The sequence below is a fragment of the Paenibacillus silvestris genome, from assembly GCF_009882985.1.
Classification (GTDB): Bacteria; Bacillota; Bacilli; order Paenibacillales; family NBRC-103111; genus Paenibacillus_E; species Paenibacillus_E silvestris.
The window spans coordinates 80,537-101,598 of record NZ_WTUZ01000016.1 but is presented as its reverse complement, the minus strand read 5'-3'; the positions used below and the strand labels follow the sequence as shown (position 1 = coordinate 101,598).

Sequence of the window (21,062 nt, the reverse complement as noted above, 5' to 3'; positions counted from 1 at the left end):
GCAAATTATCTAACCAGCGTTTTCGGCCTGGATACACCAATCAAATCAGGTCGCCCAACCGAATAATACTTGAGCCCAGTTCCTTGAATTTGTTCTTGGCTGTACACATTGCGACCGTCTATGAGAATAGGTTGTTCCATGATGAAAATAAGCTGCGACAAGGAGACTGTTTTGAATTCTTCCCAGTCCGTTAGCAGGCAAACGGCATCAGCGCCTACTGCGGCTTCCATGGCATTCTCGCACCACTGAATGGACGGGTGATCGATACGCTCCCTGAATTTATCCATGGCAATAGGATCGTACAGCTTCAGTGTTGCTCCCGCTCGGATCAGTGTTTCAACAATTTCAATCGATGGCGCATAACGAATATCGTCCGTATTAGGTTTGAAAGATAGCCCCCAAATGCCCACAACCTTGCCACTTAGCTCTCCAAGCGAGGCTTCGAGCTTAGTAATCACCTTGTAGCGCTGTGATTTATTCACTTCAACTACGGATTTAAGCAGTTGAAACTCATAATCGACATTGCCAGCAATTTGAATCAAAGCGTCTGTATCCTTCGGAAAGCAAGAGCCTCCGTAGCCGATTCCGGCACTCAGGAAGGAAGAACCAATACGCTTATCTTTCCCCATCCCTTTGGCAACCTCTGTGACATCGGCGCCTACCTTCTCGCAGATATTAGAGATTTCATTGATAAATGAAATTTTCGTCGCTAGAAAGGCATTCGATGCGTACTTGATCATCTCCGCACTCCGGATACTTGTGATGAATATTTGATCTGTAAATGCACGGTGCAGCTCCGTGAGAGGTTCAGCCAAGCTCTGATTATCAAGCCCAAGTACAATGCGATCCGGATGAAGGGTATCATCGATAGCCGAACCTTCACGAAGAAACTCAGGAATGGATACGATATCGAAAGCCTGCTGCGTATTCATCGCAATAATCATTTGAATATGCTCATTCGTACCTACAGGTACTGTGCTTTTCGTGGCAATAATTTTATAACTGTTCATCGCCTTGCCAATTTCCATAGCCGCTTGTTCAATATAGGACAAGTTAGCCTCGCCATTCGGCAAGGAAGGTGTTCCTACCGCAATGATAATAAGTTCAGATTGGTTAATGGCATCAGCCAAATCCGTAGTAAAAGCTAAGCGTCCAGCATGAATGTTCTTCTCCATAAGTTGTTCAATGCCAGGCTCGTAGATGGGTGAAATCATATTTTGCAGTTTTTCGATTTTCTGTATATCCTGATCCACACAGATAACATTATTACCCACCTCAGCGAAGCACACCCCGGAAACTAATCCCACATAGCCTGTTCCAATTACTGCAATATCCATACGATTAATTCCCCTCTCTGAATTGTTGATAAGCTTTAGCCATGTAGATTTTTAATTTCTCCATAAATGTTTTTTCATCAAATTTCTGGGCGTGCCCAATAATTCGGCTTACATCCCAAGCATGGTTCTCCACTTCCTGAATAGCCATCAGCAGATCCTCTACCTCTTGCCGCTTGAAAAAGACACCATTCACTTGAGGCACGATTGTATCTAGCGCGCCACCGGCCTGATAGGCAACAACGGGTCTTCCAGCCGCATTGGCTTCCAGAGGTGTGATGCCGAAATCCTCCTCACCGGGAAAGATTAACGCTCGGCACTCCGCCATCATTTTAGTTACAGAAGCGTCATCCAATCTTCCCAGAAAACGGACATTTCCTTTGGCCATTCCCTTAAGTCTCATCAGATCGGGCCCTTCCCCAACGATATGCAAAGGCAGCCCATTTCGATTAAAAGCTTCTACAGCCAAATCAATACGTTTATAAGACACAAGTCTCGATACAATCAAATAATAGTTATCAATGTTTGTCGAGCTATGAAAGCGAGTCGTATTAATCGGTGGAAAAATCACATCGGAATCGCGGTGATAATAATTACGGATGCGATTCTTAACGACCGAGGAATTCGCAATAAACTGATTCACATTCGCTGACGTTTTTTGATCCCATTGCTTGAGCTGATCGATATATATTTTCAAAAGTCGTTTCATCACACTCGATTTGGTTTGCCGTTCCATGTAGGTGTCATAATCCCATGCGAAACGCATCGGGGTATGGCAATAACAGAGATGGAAGGTGTTCTTCGGCACCTGAATGCTCTTCATGAACGCGCTGCTTGAGCTGAGCACAATATCAAATTCTCGAAAGTCAAAATCCTTAATCGCAAACGGATAGAGAGGAAGCATTTCTTTAAAATGACTTTTTCCTCCAGGCATTTTTTGTAACCAAGAGGCTCGTATATCCGCATCTCTCAGTTCATCGAGCAGACGATTGTTGCTAAACATGGTCGTATAAATGGGAGCACTCGGGTACATTTGGTGAAAGACTTCAACAACTCTTTCGGCTCCGCCCATTTGAACCAAATAATCATGCGCAATTGCTATTTTCATTTGATCCATCCTTTACTCTCTAAGCGGTCATCACGAATTAGCGATGAAACCTGCATAGTAATGAGTGATTTGGGTAACGGTTCGTTCGATAACAAAGTGTTGCTCTACACGCTTAATGCCATTCTCACTCATTCGGCGTCTCTCCTCAGGATGCTCAAGCAGATAACGAATCGAGTCAGCAAGCACGGCTGGCTTCCCTGGTGTAATGAGAAGTCCTGTTTCACCATGTACGACAGTTTCAGTCGGACCGCCTTCGTTGGAAGCAATAACCGGCAAACCGGCTGCCATGCCCTCTACAATGACTTGACCAAATGGTTCAGGTGTGATGGAAGTATGCACCAGAAGGTCTGCTTTCTGCATTAAACCCTGAATATCTTCAACATGGCCTAGTAAAGTCACATTGTTCAGTTGATTATCGGCAATTTGCTGCAGCAACTGCTTCTTATAGGCATCTTCGCCAAACAGGGCATCCCCGGCTAACCAGAAATGTACCTGATCATCCGGCAGAAAAGATTTGGCCGCTTCGAGTAAAATATGCTGGCCCTTCCACTCAGCCAATCGGCCAACAAGTAAGACGACATAAGGCTTACGCCATGCTTTCTCGACGATCGCCAAGCCTTTGGTTTTGGAATTCGCGAATGCCGAGTACACGACTAATGTTTTCTTGGACTTCGGCAAGTTCAAAGCATTCAACGTAGAGTTCGAATTGGCAATAACGCCATTAGGCAGCAATCGGGACATCAAGCGAATCGCTTGGGCCACGATTGGCTTCAGATACGGAACGCCAATGTGATCCCGGATATGCCAGATAAGTGGAACTCCAGCCCATTTGGCAGCGACAGCTCCATAGAAAGCTGATTTCAATGAATTCGTATGTACACAGGCCACTTTCTCAGCCTTCAGTAGTTTGGCTACCCTTTTCCCGTAGCTTAGAAGTTCAAATGCAGCCGATACCGCTTGAAAGTTCACGGCATTCCGATTGCGATTACGAACCTTATCACTTAAAGGTAAAACGCGAACATCAATCCCTTTAGCTCTTAACCGATCAACAAGCGCTCCTTCTTCAGCCACAATGACTAACGGATCAATCTCATTGCCGAAATTCGTAATCAGATTATAAAGTGCGACTTCCCCCCCACTCCATCTAGCGGTATGATCCAGATAAGCTACCCTCATCTTGTTCACGTCCTCCTCTCTTCCTAGGCACAGCCGATTGCTTGTCGTCGTAAACGTGACTATCAAGATCGATTACGGAATTAAATACATCATTCACCTGCTCGGAGACTCGCTTCCATGTATAATGCTCTAGCACATGATTCCTACACTGCTCACTTGTTGGCCACAGCTCAGGATGCTTCAATATGCGAGTTAATCCTGAAGCTATATCACTACTGCTAGTTCCTGCGAACAGCATATCAGGCCGGTATTTCTCAAGAATCTCACGGTTCCCTCCAATCGGAGTTGCCATGACTGGAACCCCGGCTGCCATTGCTTCTACGGTTATTAATCCGAAACCCTCAAGAGCTTGTGAAGGTACAACGAACAGATCGGCTGCTTGGTAGTAATCAGCAAGGTCACTATCTGGGATGTAACCCAGCATTCTAACACTAGACTGGAGCCCGTATTCAACAATACGGCTCTCCAGTTCAGCTTGCAGCGGACCCCTGCCGCCTATTAAGAGCACAGCATCTGGCTTTGAACGTACAACATCCTTCCAAGCTTCCAGCAGTTGAAGCAAACCCATTCGATTGACCAGCCTTCTCAAAGTCAACACGACGGTTTTCTCTTCCGGCAGATCCAGCTTCTTTCTTATTAATGAGCGATTCGCTGCTGGCTTGAACCGAGCTACGTCCGCCCCGCCAGGTATGATGTGTATCTTGGCAAGCGGGACGCGATACTGGCGATGGAGAATATCACGGAAAGTTTCACTTAACACGATGAAGGCATCTGCCAGCTGGTAAGCTTTCATTTCCCAGTTTCTAGCGATCATTGTTTTAAAGCGATGCTTTAAACCCTTGCCTTCAAGTCTAATCTCTTCACTCCATGGACCGTGAAATGTCATAACAACCGGAATATTTCGAGCTTTTGCCTCCATGGCTACGCCTAGGCTGTAAGGAGCAAAGTGAGAATATACGATATCTACATGCCGTCCGTTCATCATCTCTGCGGCTTGGTCGCGAAATGCATCGCGCCGTTTGCTGAGTTTCAAATCCGTACCGGACACATTAATAACACGAAGACCACTTTTCACTTCTGGTTTATTTGCGCTGCAGACCAAGGCTTCAAGATCATGATGCGGAGCTAAGCTTTCGCATATATGCTTGAAGTAGGTGTTTAATCCACCTGGCTGAGCAGAGGGCCAGCCCATTCCCGTGCACAAGATCCGTAAATCATTGTATCGTTGCATAAGCTTTACCCTCCTTGATTGGCCCATCTTTGGACTGCTTCACACGTTTGTGAGCTAATCCAAGCTCATACTGTTTCATGCAGATCAGGAACTCATAGATGCTCCAGAAAAATGCCACGGCAAGTCCGGGAATTCCCTTTTTATACAAACCATGAACGATATATTTCTGTATGAACCGCAAGGGAGGTCTAACGAGCATCCGCAGTAGGCTAAATCTTTTTCCCATCGCTACTGCGCCTTCTGCCTCCAGATCGGTATATTTATTAAACCGCTGAATGTGGTCATGAATGCTGCGGAAACCATAATGCCATAAGACGCCTGGCACGAAGATGACATCCTCACTCGACACATCCGGTGTTTCATGCACGAGACTGTCCCTATACTGAATTTGTGAACGGTTATACAAGCGGACTAACCGCTCACCCTTCCCCATCCAGCGCCCTAGGAAGTCTCCAATCCGCAGAACGGAATAGGCTTTGCTTGGATCAGACAGCTCACTTTTCAGTTTCAGAATGGACGAAGCTAACTGCTCGTTCACAACCTCATCCGTGTCGATTACGAAAATCCAGTCATAGGCTGCGCGATCACTGCCATAGATACGCTGCTTCGCATAACCAGGCCATGCGTTCACATAGACTTTGCAGTCTAATTGCTCGGAGACTCGAACGGTTCCGTCCTTGCTCCCGCCATCGACTACAACAATTTCGTCTGCAAAAGGCTTGCAGGAGGCGATCGCATTAGCTATTCTCGATTCATCGTCTTGCGCAATGATGACAACAGAAATTCGATTCACTCCCACAGCGTCACGATAGCGACTCATTTCGTTCGCCCCTCCCCCAATGTCCAATTATTTGGCCTTATATGCTGTTATTGCTGAAAGCAACCAACGGATATCCTCTTTATTCAACAGTAATCTAGGAAGTTTCGTTTTCAAGGTGAATTTGACATTGATTAAAATAAAGATAAATCGCAGTATACCCGATGACAAAATGGCCATTCCCGCACCGGCGAGTCCGAATTTAGGAATAAGTACTGTCAGCAATGGGATAACAATTAGCAGCCCGATGCCTTGCAGAATTGTAACAATCTTGGGTTTACCTAGGGCCATGAACGCTTGCGCTAAAACCATTGTGCCGCCTGAAATGGACACCTCAAGAAGCAGCATTCGAAAGACACTAATAGCTTCCTTGAAATCAGGGCCATACAAGAGAGGCATGACGAAAGGAGCAACCAGCATGATCATCATGGAACAAAACAAGGCCACGCATGTGCTGATCCTGTACACACGGAACGTCATCTCAACCACTTTATCCTTGGGCAAACCGGATGCTTTGGGAAACAGCACCACGATAATGGATGTTGAGAAAATATTAACCACACGAGAAAGGCTTACTGCTACCGCATAGAGTCCAAGTTCAGAGGGATTCAGCAGCCCGATAATAACGATCTGATCAATGTAGTAGGAAACATTGCCCATTAAATCGTTTCCGTAGGATCCAATACCATATTTAATTAGTGTCACAAAGGAGCGGTAAATATCCTTGATCACCCATTGATACTGTCTAAGCAATCGAACAGTGGTCCATATGTAAAAGGGAACCGCCGGAGCGAGATAAGCTACTGCTGACGTGTAAGGAGTCATGGTTTTGGTCAGGATTAGCAGAGCAAGGCCGATGAGCGTACTCAGCGGAATAAGAAATCGCAGACGATTGAATAGTTTGTACTCGCCTCTTACCTGCATCATGGCATTATTAATCTGCGACAATACAATCAGAGGTACGATAGCCATGGACCATTGCGAGAATAGCACCACACTGTCGGAATACGAACGGAGCCAATAGGGTAAAACCAATATCCCTAAGCACATCGCAAGCATGCCTGCTGTCAAACCCATGATAACAGCGGTCGAATAAAGCTTGGCGGAATCCTTCATGTTCTTTTTCACGTTGTATATAATGGCGGAAGGCATACCAAAGGTGAAACTAAAGGCTAAGAATTGTGACCATAAAACCATAGCTGCCTGCTCTCCTCGGCCGGATGGCCCAAGAAATCGCGCTGTTAATATTCCTGTCAGCATATTGATCACCAGGATAAGTACACTGAAAAACATCGTTTTAACCGAAGATGACAAATGACTTTTGCTTGAAAAGAATGCTTTAATGAAGCCGAACAGAGGCTTTATGCGGACTAATTTCAAGTTGACTGGCTGCTGCATCCGAAGTTTGCCTCCTCTCTTGAACGATCGTTCGATGCGCCATAATTCCAATACCTACGACCATCCATAATAGAAAACCTTTCAAACCCGTGTACCCATTTTCAAAAACGAGACAAACGATACTTCCTTGCAAAGCGGAGAGTCCCAACTTGCCGTAAGCTGTTATACCGCCTGGTTGGCTTTTCTGAGATAACAGATAACGCGTCACAAGCCACAGAGCCCATAGGAACAACAAGCCGCCAAGTATGCCGAATGTTAGGAAAATAGCAACAAAGCCATTATCGAAAATGCCATATTCCCCTAATGCTCCGCCATTGCTGAGCTTCGTGCCGACACCAATACTCCCAAGCCCTAATCCTTGCGGTTTCGAAAACATCATCGGGAAAACCGTATGAAAGAAATCGAGTCTTTCGTTGTACGAATGATCATCTTGAATGGCCGTCATCGTATCTAAGCGAGCGATAAGACCTTGTGCACCAGGCAGCTTCGGGATGATGAGATACATGGCGCCAATAACAGCTGTTAGTTGAGCGATCAGTTTCCACTTTTGTCTGCCCGCTGATACAGCCGTATAGATGGCGATATCGATGAAAAGCATTACCCAGGCAGAGCGTACCAACGTGACCAGAAGTCCAACCGTTACTAGGATAATACCGATCCAGCCTAACGGTCCTCGCCATCTTTTTTCCAGAATCATCGGGGCAAGCGCAGTTCCCATATACATACCCGCAGGTCCAGGGGAATTCAGTGTTGAGAAGACTCTGATCTCCAAGGGAAAAGGGTGCCCAATCGACGTCATTTCCACATGATTCATCCAGAATGCGTCCCATGGAGGCACGATGATGTATTGAATAATGCCATATACAGCCACTAGGATGGCGGTGTTAGAGAAAGCAACAACTAATCGGTCTAACGCTTTATTGTCGAAATCACTTAATGCGGCATAGGGGATTAACAACAACGGAATCACATAATTCGCCAGATCGTAAAAAGTCCCGCTCCCATTCTTCGTTACACCGATTAGACAGCCGTAGAGCAGCACGATTGCCATATAAATAAGCAGCTTGTAGATTCTAGATTCCATCTGGTGAAACTTAGCCAAAATCGGAATGATAAGCACAGCACTCGTTAACAAAGGTGCAATACTTAAAAGCGAAACCGAATGGTAGGTTCCTTCCATCCAATCCTGTATTCTACGAATCTCCGGGCAGATAACCCAGACCAGCAGGATATATGGAATCAATCGGCGTGAATCGAATAAAGCCAATACAAAGGCAGGAAATAGCAGCATAGACAAGATTGCAATTTGCATACTAAGATCAGGATCCAGCGTTGCACTTGAATAACCAATGATGACAGAGACGGCCAGAGCCATTGCAGCGAATATGATGGTCATGCGACCTGTCTGTGTCATAATCAAAGGTGGTTTAGTCATTTTGCTGAAATCATCCACTATTGATTCCCGTCCCCTCCCGCTTCAGCTTGAATTGCTTAACAACCTCGCGCCATAGCAAAACCGCAAACATGGCATCGTGGACCAAGTAACGTTTCCACAACCGTCGTGGTTCTTGCACAAGCCGCCAAAACCACTCGAACCCTGTTCTCTGCATAATGTTCGGAGCTCGCTTGACGGTGCCCGAAAGGAAATCGAAGGTTGCGCCAACACCAATTGAAATCGGTACTTTATATTGCAGATAGTTTTGATAAATCCATTTCTCTTGCTTCGGTGCGCCGACGCCAACAAACACGATATCTGGCTGCGTATCAATCAGCATTTGAATAATTCGTTCATTCTCATCCTTTTTCTTCTCGAAACCATAAGAAGGTGAGTAGCAGCCCACGATGTTCAAATTTGGAAATACGAGTTTCAGATTCTTAACTGCTTGTTCTGGAATTCCGGCCGCTGACCCTAAGAAGAAAAGCTTATATTGGCGTTCCGCGAAAGCTTCACCTAATTTTGCGAACAAATCAGATCCGGACACCTTCTGCTTGAGCGGTTTACGAAGCATCTTCGATGCCCAGATAATTGGCATGCCATCCGCCACAATCGCACCCGCATCTGAATATACCTTTTGAAACTCAGCATCTTTTCTGAGCTTAATTAGATGATCGACATTGCAGGTTAAAATGTAAGAATGATTATTCTGGCGAATGACCTCATCCATATAAGCAAGCAAGTCCAGAAAGTCATAATTATCAAAATGAACATCGAACATAGTCACTCTACTCATCAGATCAACTCTTCTTTTTTCGAATTTGTCGTCGAGAGAATATACAAACCATTCAAATACCAGCAAAAAGGAATGATGAATTGAATTGTCGATAATGTATTGTCCGACAAGGAATATAGCAAGAATGCAAGTATGAAAGCTGCATAATAAATTTTAATTCGCTGTGGAATGACGCGATAAATCATTCGAAATAAGACAAGTAAGGATAGGAACAACAGGATGCAACCAATATAACCCGAGTCATAATAAAAGCGGATATATTCGTTGTGCGGAACCACAAAGCCGACATATAAACTGCCGTCATTCGCTACCGTTACGGCACCAAGGCCTCTACCTGTCAGCGGGGAATCTTGCACTCCCTTTAGGAAATAGTTCCATGCTTCTGTCCTGCCGGACAAATCGATGCCCGTGCCCGTCTGGCGCTCGAAGGAGCGCTTCGTCATATTGTCCCACTGTACATACACGGCTCCACCAATTAAGGCCAAGGAGCAAACCAACGGGATTAATAGAATGAGCTTCCCTTTGATATACTGCTTAACCATATCGAAGAAATAGTACGCAGCCATGGCCAGCATAGCGAGGATTGGCCCTCTAGTTCCCGTAGCGATCAGAATCGCAAAGTTAGCGGCCAATGTACAATATAAGAATTTGGCATGCAGCGGATTGCGTTTGGTTTCAATCAAAGCAACCGTAATTCCGATGAAAGCTAACATCGCCAAATGAGGCGCGATATTCGCCCCTTGTACTCGGATCGCCCCAGTGAACTCAACGTTGAGAAACGAATACAGATGAGCTACCTGAAGAATTCCCCCGGTCGCCACGCTTACCACTGGAAGCAGGCAGATGATCCGGATGTGCTTTTGCACTGTTTCCTTTTTCCATTTGATCATGAGAAAAAAGAAAGGGAGCGCGAGTCCGATAAAGGCTTTCACGGTGATCGAAAGCGTTAGTCTCGGATGCCATTCTGAGAAAAAGAAGGTAATGAACAACATGCCAGCAATAGCTATGATTGGGTAAATGAACTTCAACCGAAGTCCATTCTGCAGCATGCTGGGAACTAATAAAATGAGAATTCCAAGCTTATAGAGGGAAAGGATCTCCAGCCCTGGGAAATTCGCTTCAACAATGTAGTTAACAGATATAGCGGTTGAAAGCAGAACGATATAACTCATTTTTTCCGGTTGATAGATGGCATACACGCACATGAAAAGTACGGCCAAACCCAACATACTAATAATAGGCTGATAAGCAGCCGCTACACCCATAATTACTGCAAGCAGCACATAGAGCGGAGCATAGTACATCGGTTTCTTGAGCTGTATTGGAAACACCGGTGTCATCCGTATCCTCACCCTGTTAAACGCATTTTCACACGACTGCGCATCGTGAGTAATGTGCCTTTTATACTTTGTATCCGACAGGCAATGAGTAATTTCTCGCCTTCCGAATGTGCGAACAAGGCATTTACAGCTATGTAGAGCGCCCTGCAGGCAACATTAACGAGTAAAGCTGATTTACCCATAAATCCTTTGTGCATAGAACCATTCGTAATCCCTTGATAATAATAGCGCTGCTTAATCCAATCTTTCGTTAAGCGATTGTCGGGGATGAAGTGATCCACGACCATGGAAGGGTGATAAAGAATCGTCTTTTTTTCCTGCTGCATCTGCTCGAAAATCCAAGACTCTTCGCCAGACAGCAGGAGTGTTCCCTTCCTTCCAAGGTCTGTTGGAAACAAATATGTCTCATGAAAGGACTTGCGAATCGCCATATTCGCTCCGAAGGGATGCTTATTCATCGGATATTCATGTACATCTTCTCCCCGATCTACAATCGTATAAGGAAGTTCAAGCGATTTGATCAGCCAGGCTGGCCGCTCGCTTTCGAATTTCGGACGAATCATGCCACCTATCGCATAGACATCTTGCCGATGATCAAAGGTGTCCACAATCGTGCGAATCCACCCCAAACAAGGAACTGCATCATCATCGAGATAGGCGATAATCTCACCTTGTGCTTCTTGTATCCCCCTATTTCGCGCAGCCGACAGTCCTTGGGTCGGTTCAAATATATATCGAACACGCATGAACCCAGCTTGACGAAGGGCAAATGATTCGGAGATCTCACGCGTATGATCCGTGGAATTGTTATCCACAATAAGAATCTCCGCCATATCTATTGCAGCTAATGCAGGCAGTGCGTAGAGCGTAATCTGAAGCAAATCTGCGCGATTATAGGTACAGATGATAATTGAAACCCTTGGTTTTGGCTGATCATGCACCATTGCGGTACTCCTTTTCTATCTTTTATTAAAAGGCGTCTTTGGAACCGAGAAGGACCGAAACGGTTTTCACTATAATTTTCAAATCATAGAAAACGCTGCGTTCACGGATATAAGTCAAATCAAGCTCAACCATTTGCTCAAAGCTTAGATTGCTTCTTCCGCTAACTTGCCATAAACCCGTGCAACCAGGCGTTACAGCCAAACGTTTCTTGTCATAGATCGTGTACTCTTTAACTTCACTTGGCAGAGCCGGTCTAGGACCAACCAAGCTCATGTCACCGATGAGTACGTTCCACAGTTGCGGCAACTCATCGATGCTCGTTTTGCGCAATACTCTGCCGACACGAGTCACACGAGGATCATTTTTCATTTTGAACATTGCGCCTTCGACTTCGTTTTGGCTCATCAATTGCTGCTTCAATGCTTCGGCATTTGAAACCATCGAGCGAAATTTAAACATCGGAAACAAAGTTTCATCTTTGCCCACCCTATTTTGTTTGAAGAATACGGAACCGTCGGGATCTTCCAACTTGATCCAAACAGCAACTACGATAAACAAAGGCATCAAGAAAATAAGTCCAGCTAAGGAAAGAAGAATATCTAACGTACGCTTCATAAAGGAATAGGAAGTTACGCTCTTTCTACCCTGCGATCTTGTTGCAGCCGGATAGTAGTACTCATATTCCTCCTGCAGTTCTCGCAAGCTCATAATCTTCACCTCCCAAATGTTCTAAAATAGGTGCATATTTCTCCTTAATCAGGAGTGAAGCCATTGCATCAAGTACATCCAACCGAAGATCTTTGCTCTCTAGTGCGAAAGCCATCGTGGTAAGAATATACCCAAGTCGTTCGCCCACATCATAACGAATGCCGTCAAAATGATAAGCAAGAACACGTTCTATTTGATTAAGCTTCTGAATCGCGTCTGTCAACTGAATTTCGCCGCCAGCGCCTTTTTCCTGAAGCTCCAAAAATTCAAAGATTTTAGGAGAGAACACATATCTCCCCATAATGGCAAGATTGGAAGGGGCCGTACCTAATTTAGGTTTTTCAATAAAATCTTTTACTTGATATAGGCGATCATTTTGCTCACCAGGATCAATGATACCGTACCGGTTCGTAAGTTCTGGCGGGACTTTCTGGACGCCAATGACGGAATTTTCTGATAATTCATATTGCTCTATCAGCTGTTTCAAGCAGGGGACCTTCCCTGTGACAATATCATCGCCCAGCAGTACAGCGAATGGTTCATTGCCAATGAACCTTCTTGCACACCAGACGGCATGCCCAAGTCCCTTGGGTTCTTTTTGACGAATGTAATGAATTTCTACCTTGGATGAACGCTGAACTTCTTTCAAGAGCTCCAGCTTCCCCGTTTCCATCAGCTTGTTCTCAAGCTCGAAAGCATTATCGAAATGATCTTCGATCGCTCTCTTTCCTTTACCGGTTACAATAATGATATCTTCGATACCGGATTCAATGGCTTCTTCCACGATGTATTGAATAGTTGGTTTGTTGATGATTGGGAGCATCTCTTTGGGCATCGCTTTCGTGGCGGGTAGAAATCTCGTTCCTAACCCCGCAGCCGGAATTATTGCTTTCTTGACTGTCTTCATCCTTCTCATCCTCCTAAGAGAGTACATATTCAATTATTGGTTGAAAACCATACCTAACATGCGGGCACCTGATTGTTCGAGCTGAGTTCTTGCTTGTTTCGCCCATTCCCGCTTCGTTTTACCATTCCTAGCGACTAGCAGTACGCCATCACTGTATTCCGTGAGCAAGCTTGCATCTGTATAATCAAGCGTTGATGGTGAATCAATAAGGATAACCTCATATCGCTGCTTCAGTTGGTTCATCAGGTTCATCATCTGGGAAGAACCTACCAATTCTGAAGGATTGACGGGTTGACCGCCAGCTACGATGAGATCAAGTCCAATGATCCCTGTCGGTGTGATGACATCATCAACATCAAGCCCTTTTTGAAAAAAGTGGAGCAAACCTTTTGTATTATTCATACCAAATAAGTTATGCAGCGATGGCTGACGCAAGTTGCTATCAACGATCACGACTGATTTGCCTTCTTGTGCATACGTAACTGCAAGATTAGCAAGCGTCGTTGTCTTGCCTTCTTGCGACTTGGGTGATGCAACCATCAAGACCATGCCCAGCCTTTGATCAGCGGGCACTACTTTTTTGAAGCGTACCGCTGTTCGTAAAGAGCGATAAGATTCGGAAACCGGCGAAATAGGATCTAATTCCGTTACAAGCACATTACTTAGCTGCAACATACGTCTGTTCCCCTACCTCTCTGCTCAGCGCCTTGGACGTCTTTGTTACATTGCCTTTCTTAATCGTTCCAATGGAAGCAAGAACGGGAAGGCCCACGAAGTGCTCAGCTTCTTTCTCCGAGCGAATCGTATCGTTGATATTTTCGAAAAAGAAGAACACACCAATAGCTGCCATCGCCGATAAAATAAAGCTCAAAGCCAAATTAATAATGATACTGCCATTCGCTGGCAAAGGCTTTACAGCTACATCAGAGCTTGAAAGTATTTTGACATTGTTCATATTCATCAATGTCGGCACTTCACTCATGAACGTATCTGCAAGTGTTTTCGTCATCGCGACGGCTTTCTCATAACTTGGATCTTCCATCTCAATTTTGATGATTTGCGTTTTATCGGTGGAGCTAACCTTCAAGTTCTTCAGCAGTTCTTTCTGCGTCATTCCGAACTCCGGATGATTCTGCAGCAGCTTCTGTACGATCTGGTCTGATTTGATGATTTCCTTGTAGCTCTCAACTAAATTCATGTTCATCGAAACATCATTCAGGTCTATTGCCTCTTCACTCTTAAACGTACTGCTGACCAGTACTTGTGTGTTTGCCTTGTAAACAGGCACAACAAACGTTTTGCTGACATAGAAGGTTGTCAGGCACGAGAGAAGAACGAACAGCGCAATCATCCACAGCTTTTTGCGAATGAGTACAAAGTAATCCAAGATCGATTTCTCCATGATTCCTCCCGAAAAAATAGTTAATAAATCAATAAATACAGTATTGCTTTTCCGAAAATTTTCAGTTAAGATGTTTGTAATGAAAGCGTTTTATTCTCCTCATCCCCACCTATCGAAACGACATTCAATCACTCCTTTTATTCAGAGCATTCTACAATCACTATTCGACGGTGATAACTAGCTTGTAAGCTAGTTGAAGCACTCTACCAAATGGAATGAAGAATGCCGCTTTTTGTCATTTAATTGGTTATAGTCAAATACTAAATGAATTCCCAAAATTATGATATTACTCGAAATTATAATTTTTGGGTCTATTTCGTCTATCCACTCGTACCTATATTTAATAAAGCGATGGTATACTTTCGGACCATATGGCCGTAGTGACTCACTGAAATCCACTAACTAATCCTTTGGACTGTGCTAACAACGCTGCTTGTGTACGATCGTTGACACACAGCTTATTTAGAATCTGGCTAACATGCTTCTTGACAGTAAACTCCGTCACCATTAATTTCTTCGCCATACCTTGATTGGACAAACCTTCTCCTAGACCAATTAACACTTCCCGCTCTTTCGGCGTCAGCTTACTGAAGCTGTCCTCTTCCTCTTTCTTAAACAACATCTCCATGAGACCTGGGTCAAAATACTTTTTCCCTTTGAAAATCAATTTGATAGCCAAAAGCAACTCTTCTGGAAGCGCTTCTTTGAGTACATAACCATCCGCACCCACAGCTTCTGCCTTTCTTACATCTTGCTCCAACGTCGATGACGTCAAAATGATGCTGCGGCATGATGTATCTTTAATATTCTCTACCACTTCAAGACCAGAACGATTCCCTAACTTTAGATCCACAATAGCCAAATCCGGTTTTGTTTCCTTGATTAGCTCTAATGCTTGCTCCACCGTCTCCGATTCACCAGAAATTTCGATGTTTGCTTCAAGCTTTAGCACAGCTGACAATCCTCTACGCACCAACGGATGATCATCTACGATAACAACTTTCAAAGTTCCACCTGCTTTCGTTAGAATGGGAATAGCCTTCTTGACCTTGTTTAGCCCATCATCTGAAGTTCATTTAGTTCCTTGTTGTCTTGTGGTTGGAATGGGATGGTCAGTTGAATATGTGTACCTTTACCTTCTGCGCTCTGAATACTAATCGTTCCACCAAGTGACTGGACAAGTAGTTCCATATTGTTCACCCCTAGGCCAACAGCCTTAGGGTCTGACAATCGTTCTTTCACACTGAAGCCACTTCCGTTATCCAGAACGGAAAGGCTCACCTCATCGGACTTGATATGAAGCTCAACCTTGATGAGTGTACTGCGCCCATGACGAATGGCATTTCCAGTGGATTCCGAAATAATTCGAAACAAAGCCTTTTGATAATTAACATGCAGACGATGATCATCGCCAGTGACATGTAAATTCACTTTCACAGCATGCAGCTTGGACACGCTGTCCAGATGTGATTTGACGGTCGTAATCCAAAAGTCACCGCCATTTTTCCTGGAACTGAGACTGTAAATGGTGGAACGAAGTTCTTTAGAAGCGGCTACGGAAGACTCTTGAATGAGCTGCAGCTGCTCTTTGATCTGATCTCTAGAAATCTCTTTCCACTTGCGACTTAGTGAATGCACGGCATACACAATTCCGAATATGTACTGGGAAACACTGTCATGCATTTCATCGGCAATCCGATTCTGTTCCTCGATAATCATTAACTGATTCTCGATTCGTTCCAGCTGGTGCCGCTCCAGAATGACAGAGCATAGCTCCGATAGGAAACCAAGCTGTTTAATATACCCCTGCCTGCCTTCTTCGTAGCTGGCATGCTCAATCTTAACGCCCATGACTCCCCAGAATCGGGTCGACGACTTGATCGGCATCACCAGAAAGTCACCATATTCTGCTAGACTCATCAGCCTGCTGGAATCGAGCTGTCTAAGCTCAGCTTCTTGCATTTCAAAAGCCTCAGAAAGGGATGTTTCAATGCCAATCGGTAAGACACCTTGGGTAATCAATTGATCAGGTTTGGCTTGCCCATTGACATCCCAGAAAAAAGACATTCTTAGCTTGGTCAATTTTAAAGCAAACTCAGCAAATATAACTTTCAAATTCTCAGAATCACTATGGGTTGCCGCTTCCACGATTTGATACAGCGACTTCATATGCTCCATCGTTTCCGTGGTTCGAGCGTTCGCAATCTCAAGACGATTTTTGACACCGGCCAATAATTGAATCGTGAGTGTCATAAACAGCAGCATGAGGTAAAAGCGATTTTCGCTCAGTAAGATACTGCCCAGTGTCTCCATTTGCCCATTCGTAAAAAAGTATGAAAAAGCCGTAACAAACAAAAAGTAAAAGAGCATCATGAACCAGCAATAGGCAGAGGATAGGTAACTGGCAGCCATCCAAGCGGGATTGAAAACACACCACAGGAACGGACTGTCCATACCGCCGCTTAGAAGATGGAGGACCATCATCCCCGTCATTTCCAAGCCTACGGTTATTTTAATTGTGCGAGAGGCTTTACCGCTTTGGGTATACATGTCTGTAATCCATGTAGCAAAGATGAACAACACGAGGATGATGCCAATTTTCACACCAAGTGGAGGGCCACGATCCTCAATAGCGTACACCAGCGAAGTCCCAGCCAGAGAAATAAACCGGTACAAGTAAAAGACCCTACTCTCACCTGAGAACATCTTTCTCATCTGTGTAATCATCCTTTAACCGATATTTGTAAGTGGCTCCTTCAACAATACCCATGTTTAGCATAATCATAACAGTTAAATTCTTACAGTCAAAAGACCACTACATGACTATATTATTCGCTATTTTTGTAGTTTTCTGTCTCTATCAACAATAAAACTACCAATTTCAGGAGTTGCGATCTATACGTTTGATCATTTAGACCTAACCATTTGTCGGAAAAAAATGTAAACCAGATTGGAATGACCAAATTAAAATTCATCCTTTTGTACCATAAAATTCCTAAATTTTTTTTGAAAACACAAAAGAGTTAGGCCTTGTTAGCGCTTAACTCTTTGATTTATAGCTTATTGTCGAAGACTTACCGCAGAAAGGCCCTTTTCTTAATCCAAAAGTGCCCCTTTTTGTAGTAATATGCGGCGCTCATAAGCACCTTTGCCTATCCTTTTACTCCTGAACTAGCAATTCCCTCAACAAACCACCGTTGGAAGAATGCAACAAGGATAATGAGCGGAAGCAGGGATGAAACCGATGCCGCCATAACTGCTGTATAGTTAGTGGTGTTCTCATCGACGAAATTAGTTAGAGCAAGCGGCAATGTATACAGGGAATTAGTCCGCAGGAAAATGAGTGGTCCCTCATATTCATTCCAGTGCCACGTGAAGCTAAGAATAAGAAGCGATACTAAGGCAGGCTTCGTCAAAGGAAGACAAATCTGCAAATATGTCCGGAAGATACTCGCGCCGTCTACTTTCGAAGCTTCGAGCAATTCGTTCGGCAGCGTGCTGAAGAACTGCCTCATGATGAATGTCCCCAGCACCGAAAACAAACCTGGCAGAATGATTGCTGCATGGGTATTTACCAAGTGCAATTTATCAAACAGAATAAACCGAGGCACCAGCAAAATCTGTGTAGGAATAATCATGGTTGACAAGTAGATTAGAAACAGCGCTTCTTTCCCTTTAAAGCTTAGCTTTGCGAACGCGAAACCAGCCATAGAGCTTGTCACCAACGTACCAAGAACGGTCAAACAGGTGATTTCAATTGAATTCCAATAATAGGCATAAAAAGGATGTTTACCTGTCCAAACTTCTTTATAGCTGTCCCAATGAAACACGTGCGGAATCCATTCAATCGGCGCTTTAAACATGTCAGACTGCAGTTTGAACGAAGCAGAAAGCATCCATAAGAACGGAGCAATCATCACAATTCCAAGCCCTGTGAAAATGACCGTTAATACTGTCTTCGTGATGATTCTGCGAATGGATAATGTCCCCATGATTTCTCCTCCTCTAGAATTGATCCTGCCATTTTTTCTGTGCTTTCCATTGGATCATCGTAATGATGAAAATGATCATAAATAGGACCCAAGACATCGCCGCTGCATAACCTACCTTATAATACTGGAAGGCTTGAACGTAAATGTAATAAGACAGCACCATGGTAGAGTTGAGCGGTCCGCCTTTGGTCATAACGGAGACGGCAGCAAACACCTGGAAAGTAGCAATAACCAGTGTTACGGCAATCAGAAAGCTCGTTGGTTTTAACATCGGCATCGTGATATTGAAAAACTGCCTGAACTTTGTCGCGCCATCAATATCTGCTGCCTCATACAAGTCTTTGGATATTCCTTGAATCCCAGCCATGTACAAGACCATCGTATACCCCGTGTACGTCCAAACAACCATAATCATGATTGCCGGTAGTGCCCAATGCTGACTAGCCAGCCACCCTGGAACCTGCTCCACGCCCAGCGATTTCAGAAATTGGTTAATAGGTCCTTGCGTCGGGTTGTACAGCACACTCCATACAATCGAAATGGCAACGATGCTGCTTACATACGGCAAGAAAAAGAGCACTCTTAGAAAATTTTTCAGATACACAAATTGATTCAGAATGACCGCTATGATTAAGCCCAGCAGCATCGCTGCCGGCACTGTTATACCGGTGAAGATCACGTTATTTTCAAGTGATTTCCAGAAAAGTTCATCATGAACAAGTTGAAGAAAATTATCCAACCAAACCCATTGAATCCCTGCCATCCCCTGCAAATAGTCCCAATCCATAAATACCATCACTAGACTGATAATTAGCGGAACAAGGATAAACACAAGTACCCCTATAAAGTTGGGTAAAACAAACAAATAACCAGCTAAATTATCTCTATATCGATGTTTCTGATATCCCTTTTTCACGGTTTGACCTACTCCTTTCTTCGTTGTCTTCATTGTAGTGAAAAGGGGAATCAAGCTGAATGGTCGAAACTTGGCGTTTTCCGTCTTATTCTGGGATGTCCCTGATAAAACCGAATACAACAAAAGACCTGCAAGCTCTAATTAAGCTTGCAGGTCTTCTATTATAATGTGATTACTTCTTCTCGGCTTGTATCGCTTGGTCAGCCCGTTTTTGCATAGTTTCAAGTGTCTTATCAATAGGCTGTTGGTTCATGAAATACTTCTCTGCTTCTTCTTTACTAATAGAAGTAATTTGTGGGAATGCGACCGCTTTCTCACGAACAGCAAACGTATAGTTCGCTTTCAACACATTAGCCAGAGAGTCTTGATCGATAATGTCTTTATTATCTCCAACGATCAATTGTGTGACCTGTGTCATATCGGCTTTTTTATTCGTAGGAATACGTCCACCAGGAATCATATCCATGTTCCCCTGAGTCAAATACCAGGAAATAAACTTAAACGCTGCATCCTTATTGGCGCTATTCTTGTTAATCGACATGAAATCATTCATGCCGCCGTTATTTACGTTCGTTCCTTTTTCGTACTGAGGAGCTGGCGCAAAAGCAACGGAGAAATTGCGTGGCCACTTTGTTTTATCTTTCAAACTCCTCATCATCCATGCACCGCCATAAACCATGGAGGCTTTGCTGGTTAACAGCTCGTTAGCCGGGTCAAGCTTGTTAGCAAGCCCTTCGCCCCAACCAACCATGTATCCTTTGTCGTAAAGAGCTTTTTGAATCTCTAGGCCTTTTTTCATAGCCGGATGATTGAAATTAGACAAACCGTCTTGTTTATAGAAAGAATCCTTCGGCTGGGAGGAAACGAGCGTGAACTTCCCGATTAACAGATCAGCTCCCGGTGTAATGAAGCTGCCTTTTCGTTCGCCCTTGTTCAACTTCCCAGCAAGCGTCAAATAATCGTCCCAAGTCCAGTCTGTCGGCACCTTTTCGCCAGCTTCATCAAGTGCCTTCTTATTTAATACTACAAAATCTACATTCTTGTAGGCTGGAAGGTAATGATATTGATCTTTGAACTTCAGAACATTGTTGCTCCCGATCACACCGTCCACATCGAAGTTTTCCTTCTTCATCATATCGTCAAGCGGCACCGTCATCCCCGCATTTTCACGGCGGTACAAGTTGTTTTCACCGTAGCTGAAGAAGATGTCCGGAGCATCGCTTTGCGTCATCAGCGCAGTATCCAACTTGGTATTGCCTGAATCATCATTAATATAACGGACATATTCCACTTGAATGTCAGCGTGTTCCTTGTTCCACTTCTCAACAACGGTCTTTGGACCTGTTTCTTCAGGAACCGCTCCCCAAACGACGAGCTTTACCGCTTTTTTGTCTGTTTTTACTACGGCGGTATCGTTCTTTGCCGCACAACCTGTCAATACCATGGAAGCTGTTAGCATGACAGCAATTGACCCTTTATACCATTTATTCATGTAGAATCCCCTCCTAAAGTTGTACAAGATCACTTGAACAGCTTCAGCGTAACAAATACTGTTGT

The 21,062-nt window shown here is 44.3% G+C and carries 19 protein-coding genes; all 19 read right to left on the bottom strand.

Annotation, left to right across the window (positions count from 1 at the left end):
* Positions 1-5: 5 nt before the first annotated feature.
* The 19 genes from GQF01_RS13390 to GQF01_RS13300 all read right to left on the bottom strand — a co-directional run bounded on the left by GQF01_RS13390 (position 6) and on the right by GQF01_RS13300 (position 20,997).
* A complete protein-coding gene (locus tag GQF01_RS13390; RefSeq protein ID WP_161407267.1) occupies positions 6-1,337 on the bottom strand; it encodes a UDP-glucose dehydrogenase family protein in 1,332 nt (443 codons plus the stop codon).
* A 4-nt stretch (positions 1,338-1,341) separates the two neighbouring features.
* Positions 1,342-2,442: a glycosyltransferase gene (locus tag GQF01_RS13385; protein ID WP_161407266.1), complete on the bottom strand. Its 1,101-nt coding sequence runs from the start codon at positions 2,440-2,442 to the stop codon at positions 1,342-1,344.
* A gap of 30 nt (positions 2,443-2,472) precedes the next feature.
* On the bottom strand, positions 2,473-3,618 hold the full coding sequence (locus GQF01_RS13380; protein ID WP_161407265.1) for a glycosyltransferase family 4 protein: 1,146 nt from the start codon (positions 3,616-3,618) through the stop codon (positions 2,473-2,475).
* Positions 3,587-4,849 carry a glycosyltransferase family 4 protein gene (locus GQF01_RS13375; RefSeq protein WP_235959610.1) on the bottom strand — a complete coding sequence of 421 codons (1,263 nt, stop codon included), beginning with the start codon at positions 4,847-4,849 and terminating at the stop codon, positions 3,587-3,589. Before GQF01_RS13375 ends, GQF01_RS13380 begins: the two co-directional genes overlap by 32 nt.
* Positions 4,833-5,669: a glycosyltransferase family 2 protein gene (locus GQF01_RS13370; RefSeq protein ID WP_161407264.1), complete on the bottom strand. Its 837-nt coding sequence runs from the start codon at positions 5,667-5,669 to the stop codon at positions 4,833-4,835. Before GQF01_RS13370 ends, GQF01_RS13375 begins: the two co-directional genes overlap by 17 nt.
* Before the next feature lie 27 nt (positions 5,670-5,696).
* Complete coding sequence (locus tag GQF01_RS13365) at positions 5,697-7,064, bottom strand: lipopolysaccharide biosynthesis protein (RefSeq protein WP_161407263.1); 1,368 nt, start codon at positions 7,062-7,064, stop codon at positions 5,697-5,699.
* The gene (locus tag GQF01_RS13360) at positions 7,006-8,499 is read right to left on the bottom strand and encodes an O-antigen ligase family protein (RefSeq protein WP_235959608.1); all 1,494 of its coding nucleotides are present in this window, start codon (positions 8,497-8,499) and stop codon (positions 7,006-7,008) included. The genes GQF01_RS13365 and GQF01_RS13360 overlap by 59 nt, the downstream gene beginning before the upstream one ends.
* A 10-nt stretch (positions 8,500-8,509) precedes the next feature.
* On the bottom strand, positions 8,510-9,295 hold the full coding sequence (locus tag GQF01_RS13355) for a WecB/TagA/CpsF family glycosyltransferase (protein WP_161407262.1): 786 nt from the start codon (positions 9,293-9,295) through the stop codon (positions 8,510-8,512).
* On the bottom strand, positions 9,295-10,635 hold the full coding sequence (locus tag GQF01_RS13350; RefSeq protein WP_161407261.1) for an O-antigen ligase family protein: 1,341 nt from the start codon (positions 10,633-10,635) through the stop codon (positions 9,295-9,297). Before GQF01_RS13350 ends, GQF01_RS13355 begins: the two co-directional genes overlap by 1 nt.
* 8 nt (positions 10,636-10,643) lie before the next feature.
* Positions 10,644-11,579: a glycosyltransferase gene (locus GQF01_RS13345; protein ID WP_161407260.1), complete on the bottom strand. Its 936-nt coding sequence runs from the start codon at positions 11,577-11,579 to the stop codon at positions 10,644-10,646.
* Between the two features lie 25 nt (positions 11,580-11,604).
* Positions 11,605-12,288 carry a sugar transferase gene (locus tag GQF01_RS13340; RefSeq protein WP_161407259.1) on the bottom strand — a complete coding sequence of 228 codons (684 nt, stop codon included), beginning with the start codon at positions 12,286-12,288 and terminating at the stop codon, positions 11,605-11,607.
* The gene (gene galU / locus GQF01_RS13335; RefSeq protein ID WP_161407258.1) at positions 12,257-13,195 is read right to left on the bottom strand and encodes a UTP--glucose-1-phosphate uridylyltransferase GalU; all 939 of its coding nucleotides are present in this window, start codon (positions 13,193-13,195) and stop codon (positions 12,257-12,259) included. The genes GQF01_RS13340 and galU overlap by 32 nt, the downstream gene beginning before the upstream one ends.
* Before the next feature lie 33 nt (positions 13,196-13,228).
* Positions 13,229-13,870, bottom strand: a complete 642-nt coding sequence (locus GQF01_RS13330; RefSeq protein WP_161407257.1) for a CpsD/CapB family tyrosine-protein kinase — start codon at positions 13,868-13,870, stop codon at positions 13,229-13,231.
* A complete protein-coding gene (locus GQF01_RS13325) occupies positions 13,854-14,597 on the bottom strand; it encodes a YveK family protein (RefSeq protein ID WP_161407256.1) in 744 nt (247 codons plus the stop codon). The genes GQF01_RS13330 and GQF01_RS13325 overlap by 17 nt, the downstream gene beginning before the upstream one ends.
* Before the next feature lie 385 nt (positions 14,598-14,982).
* Positions 14,983-15,603: a response regulator gene (locus GQF01_RS13320; protein WP_145655808.1), complete on the bottom strand. Its 621-nt coding sequence runs from the start codon at positions 15,601-15,603 to the stop codon at positions 14,983-14,985.
* Positions 15,604-15,650: 47 nt separating this feature from the next.
* Complete coding sequence (locus tag GQF01_RS13315; RefSeq protein ID WP_161407255.1) at positions 15,651-17,312, bottom strand: sensor histidine kinase; 1,662 nt, start codon at positions 17,310-17,312, stop codon at positions 15,651-15,653.
* Positions 17,313-17,749: 437 nt separating this feature from the next.
* Positions 17,750-18,589, bottom strand: coding sequence for a carbohydrate ABC transporter permease (locus tag GQF01_RS13310; RefSeq protein WP_161407254.1), 840 nt, complete (start codon positions 18,587-18,589; stop codon positions 17,750-17,752).
* 13 nt (positions 18,590-18,602) lie between these two features.
* Positions 18,603-19,505, bottom strand: coding sequence for a carbohydrate ABC transporter permease (locus GQF01_RS13305; RefSeq protein ID WP_161407253.1), 903 nt, complete (start codon positions 19,503-19,505; stop codon positions 18,603-18,605).
* A 172-nt stretch (positions 19,506-19,677) separates the two neighbouring features.
* A complete protein-coding gene (locus GQF01_RS13300) occupies positions 19,678-20,997 on the bottom strand; it encodes an ABC transporter substrate-binding protein (protein WP_161407252.1) in 1,320 nt (439 codons plus the stop codon).
* Between the last annotated feature and the right edge of the window lie 65 nt (positions 20,998-21,062).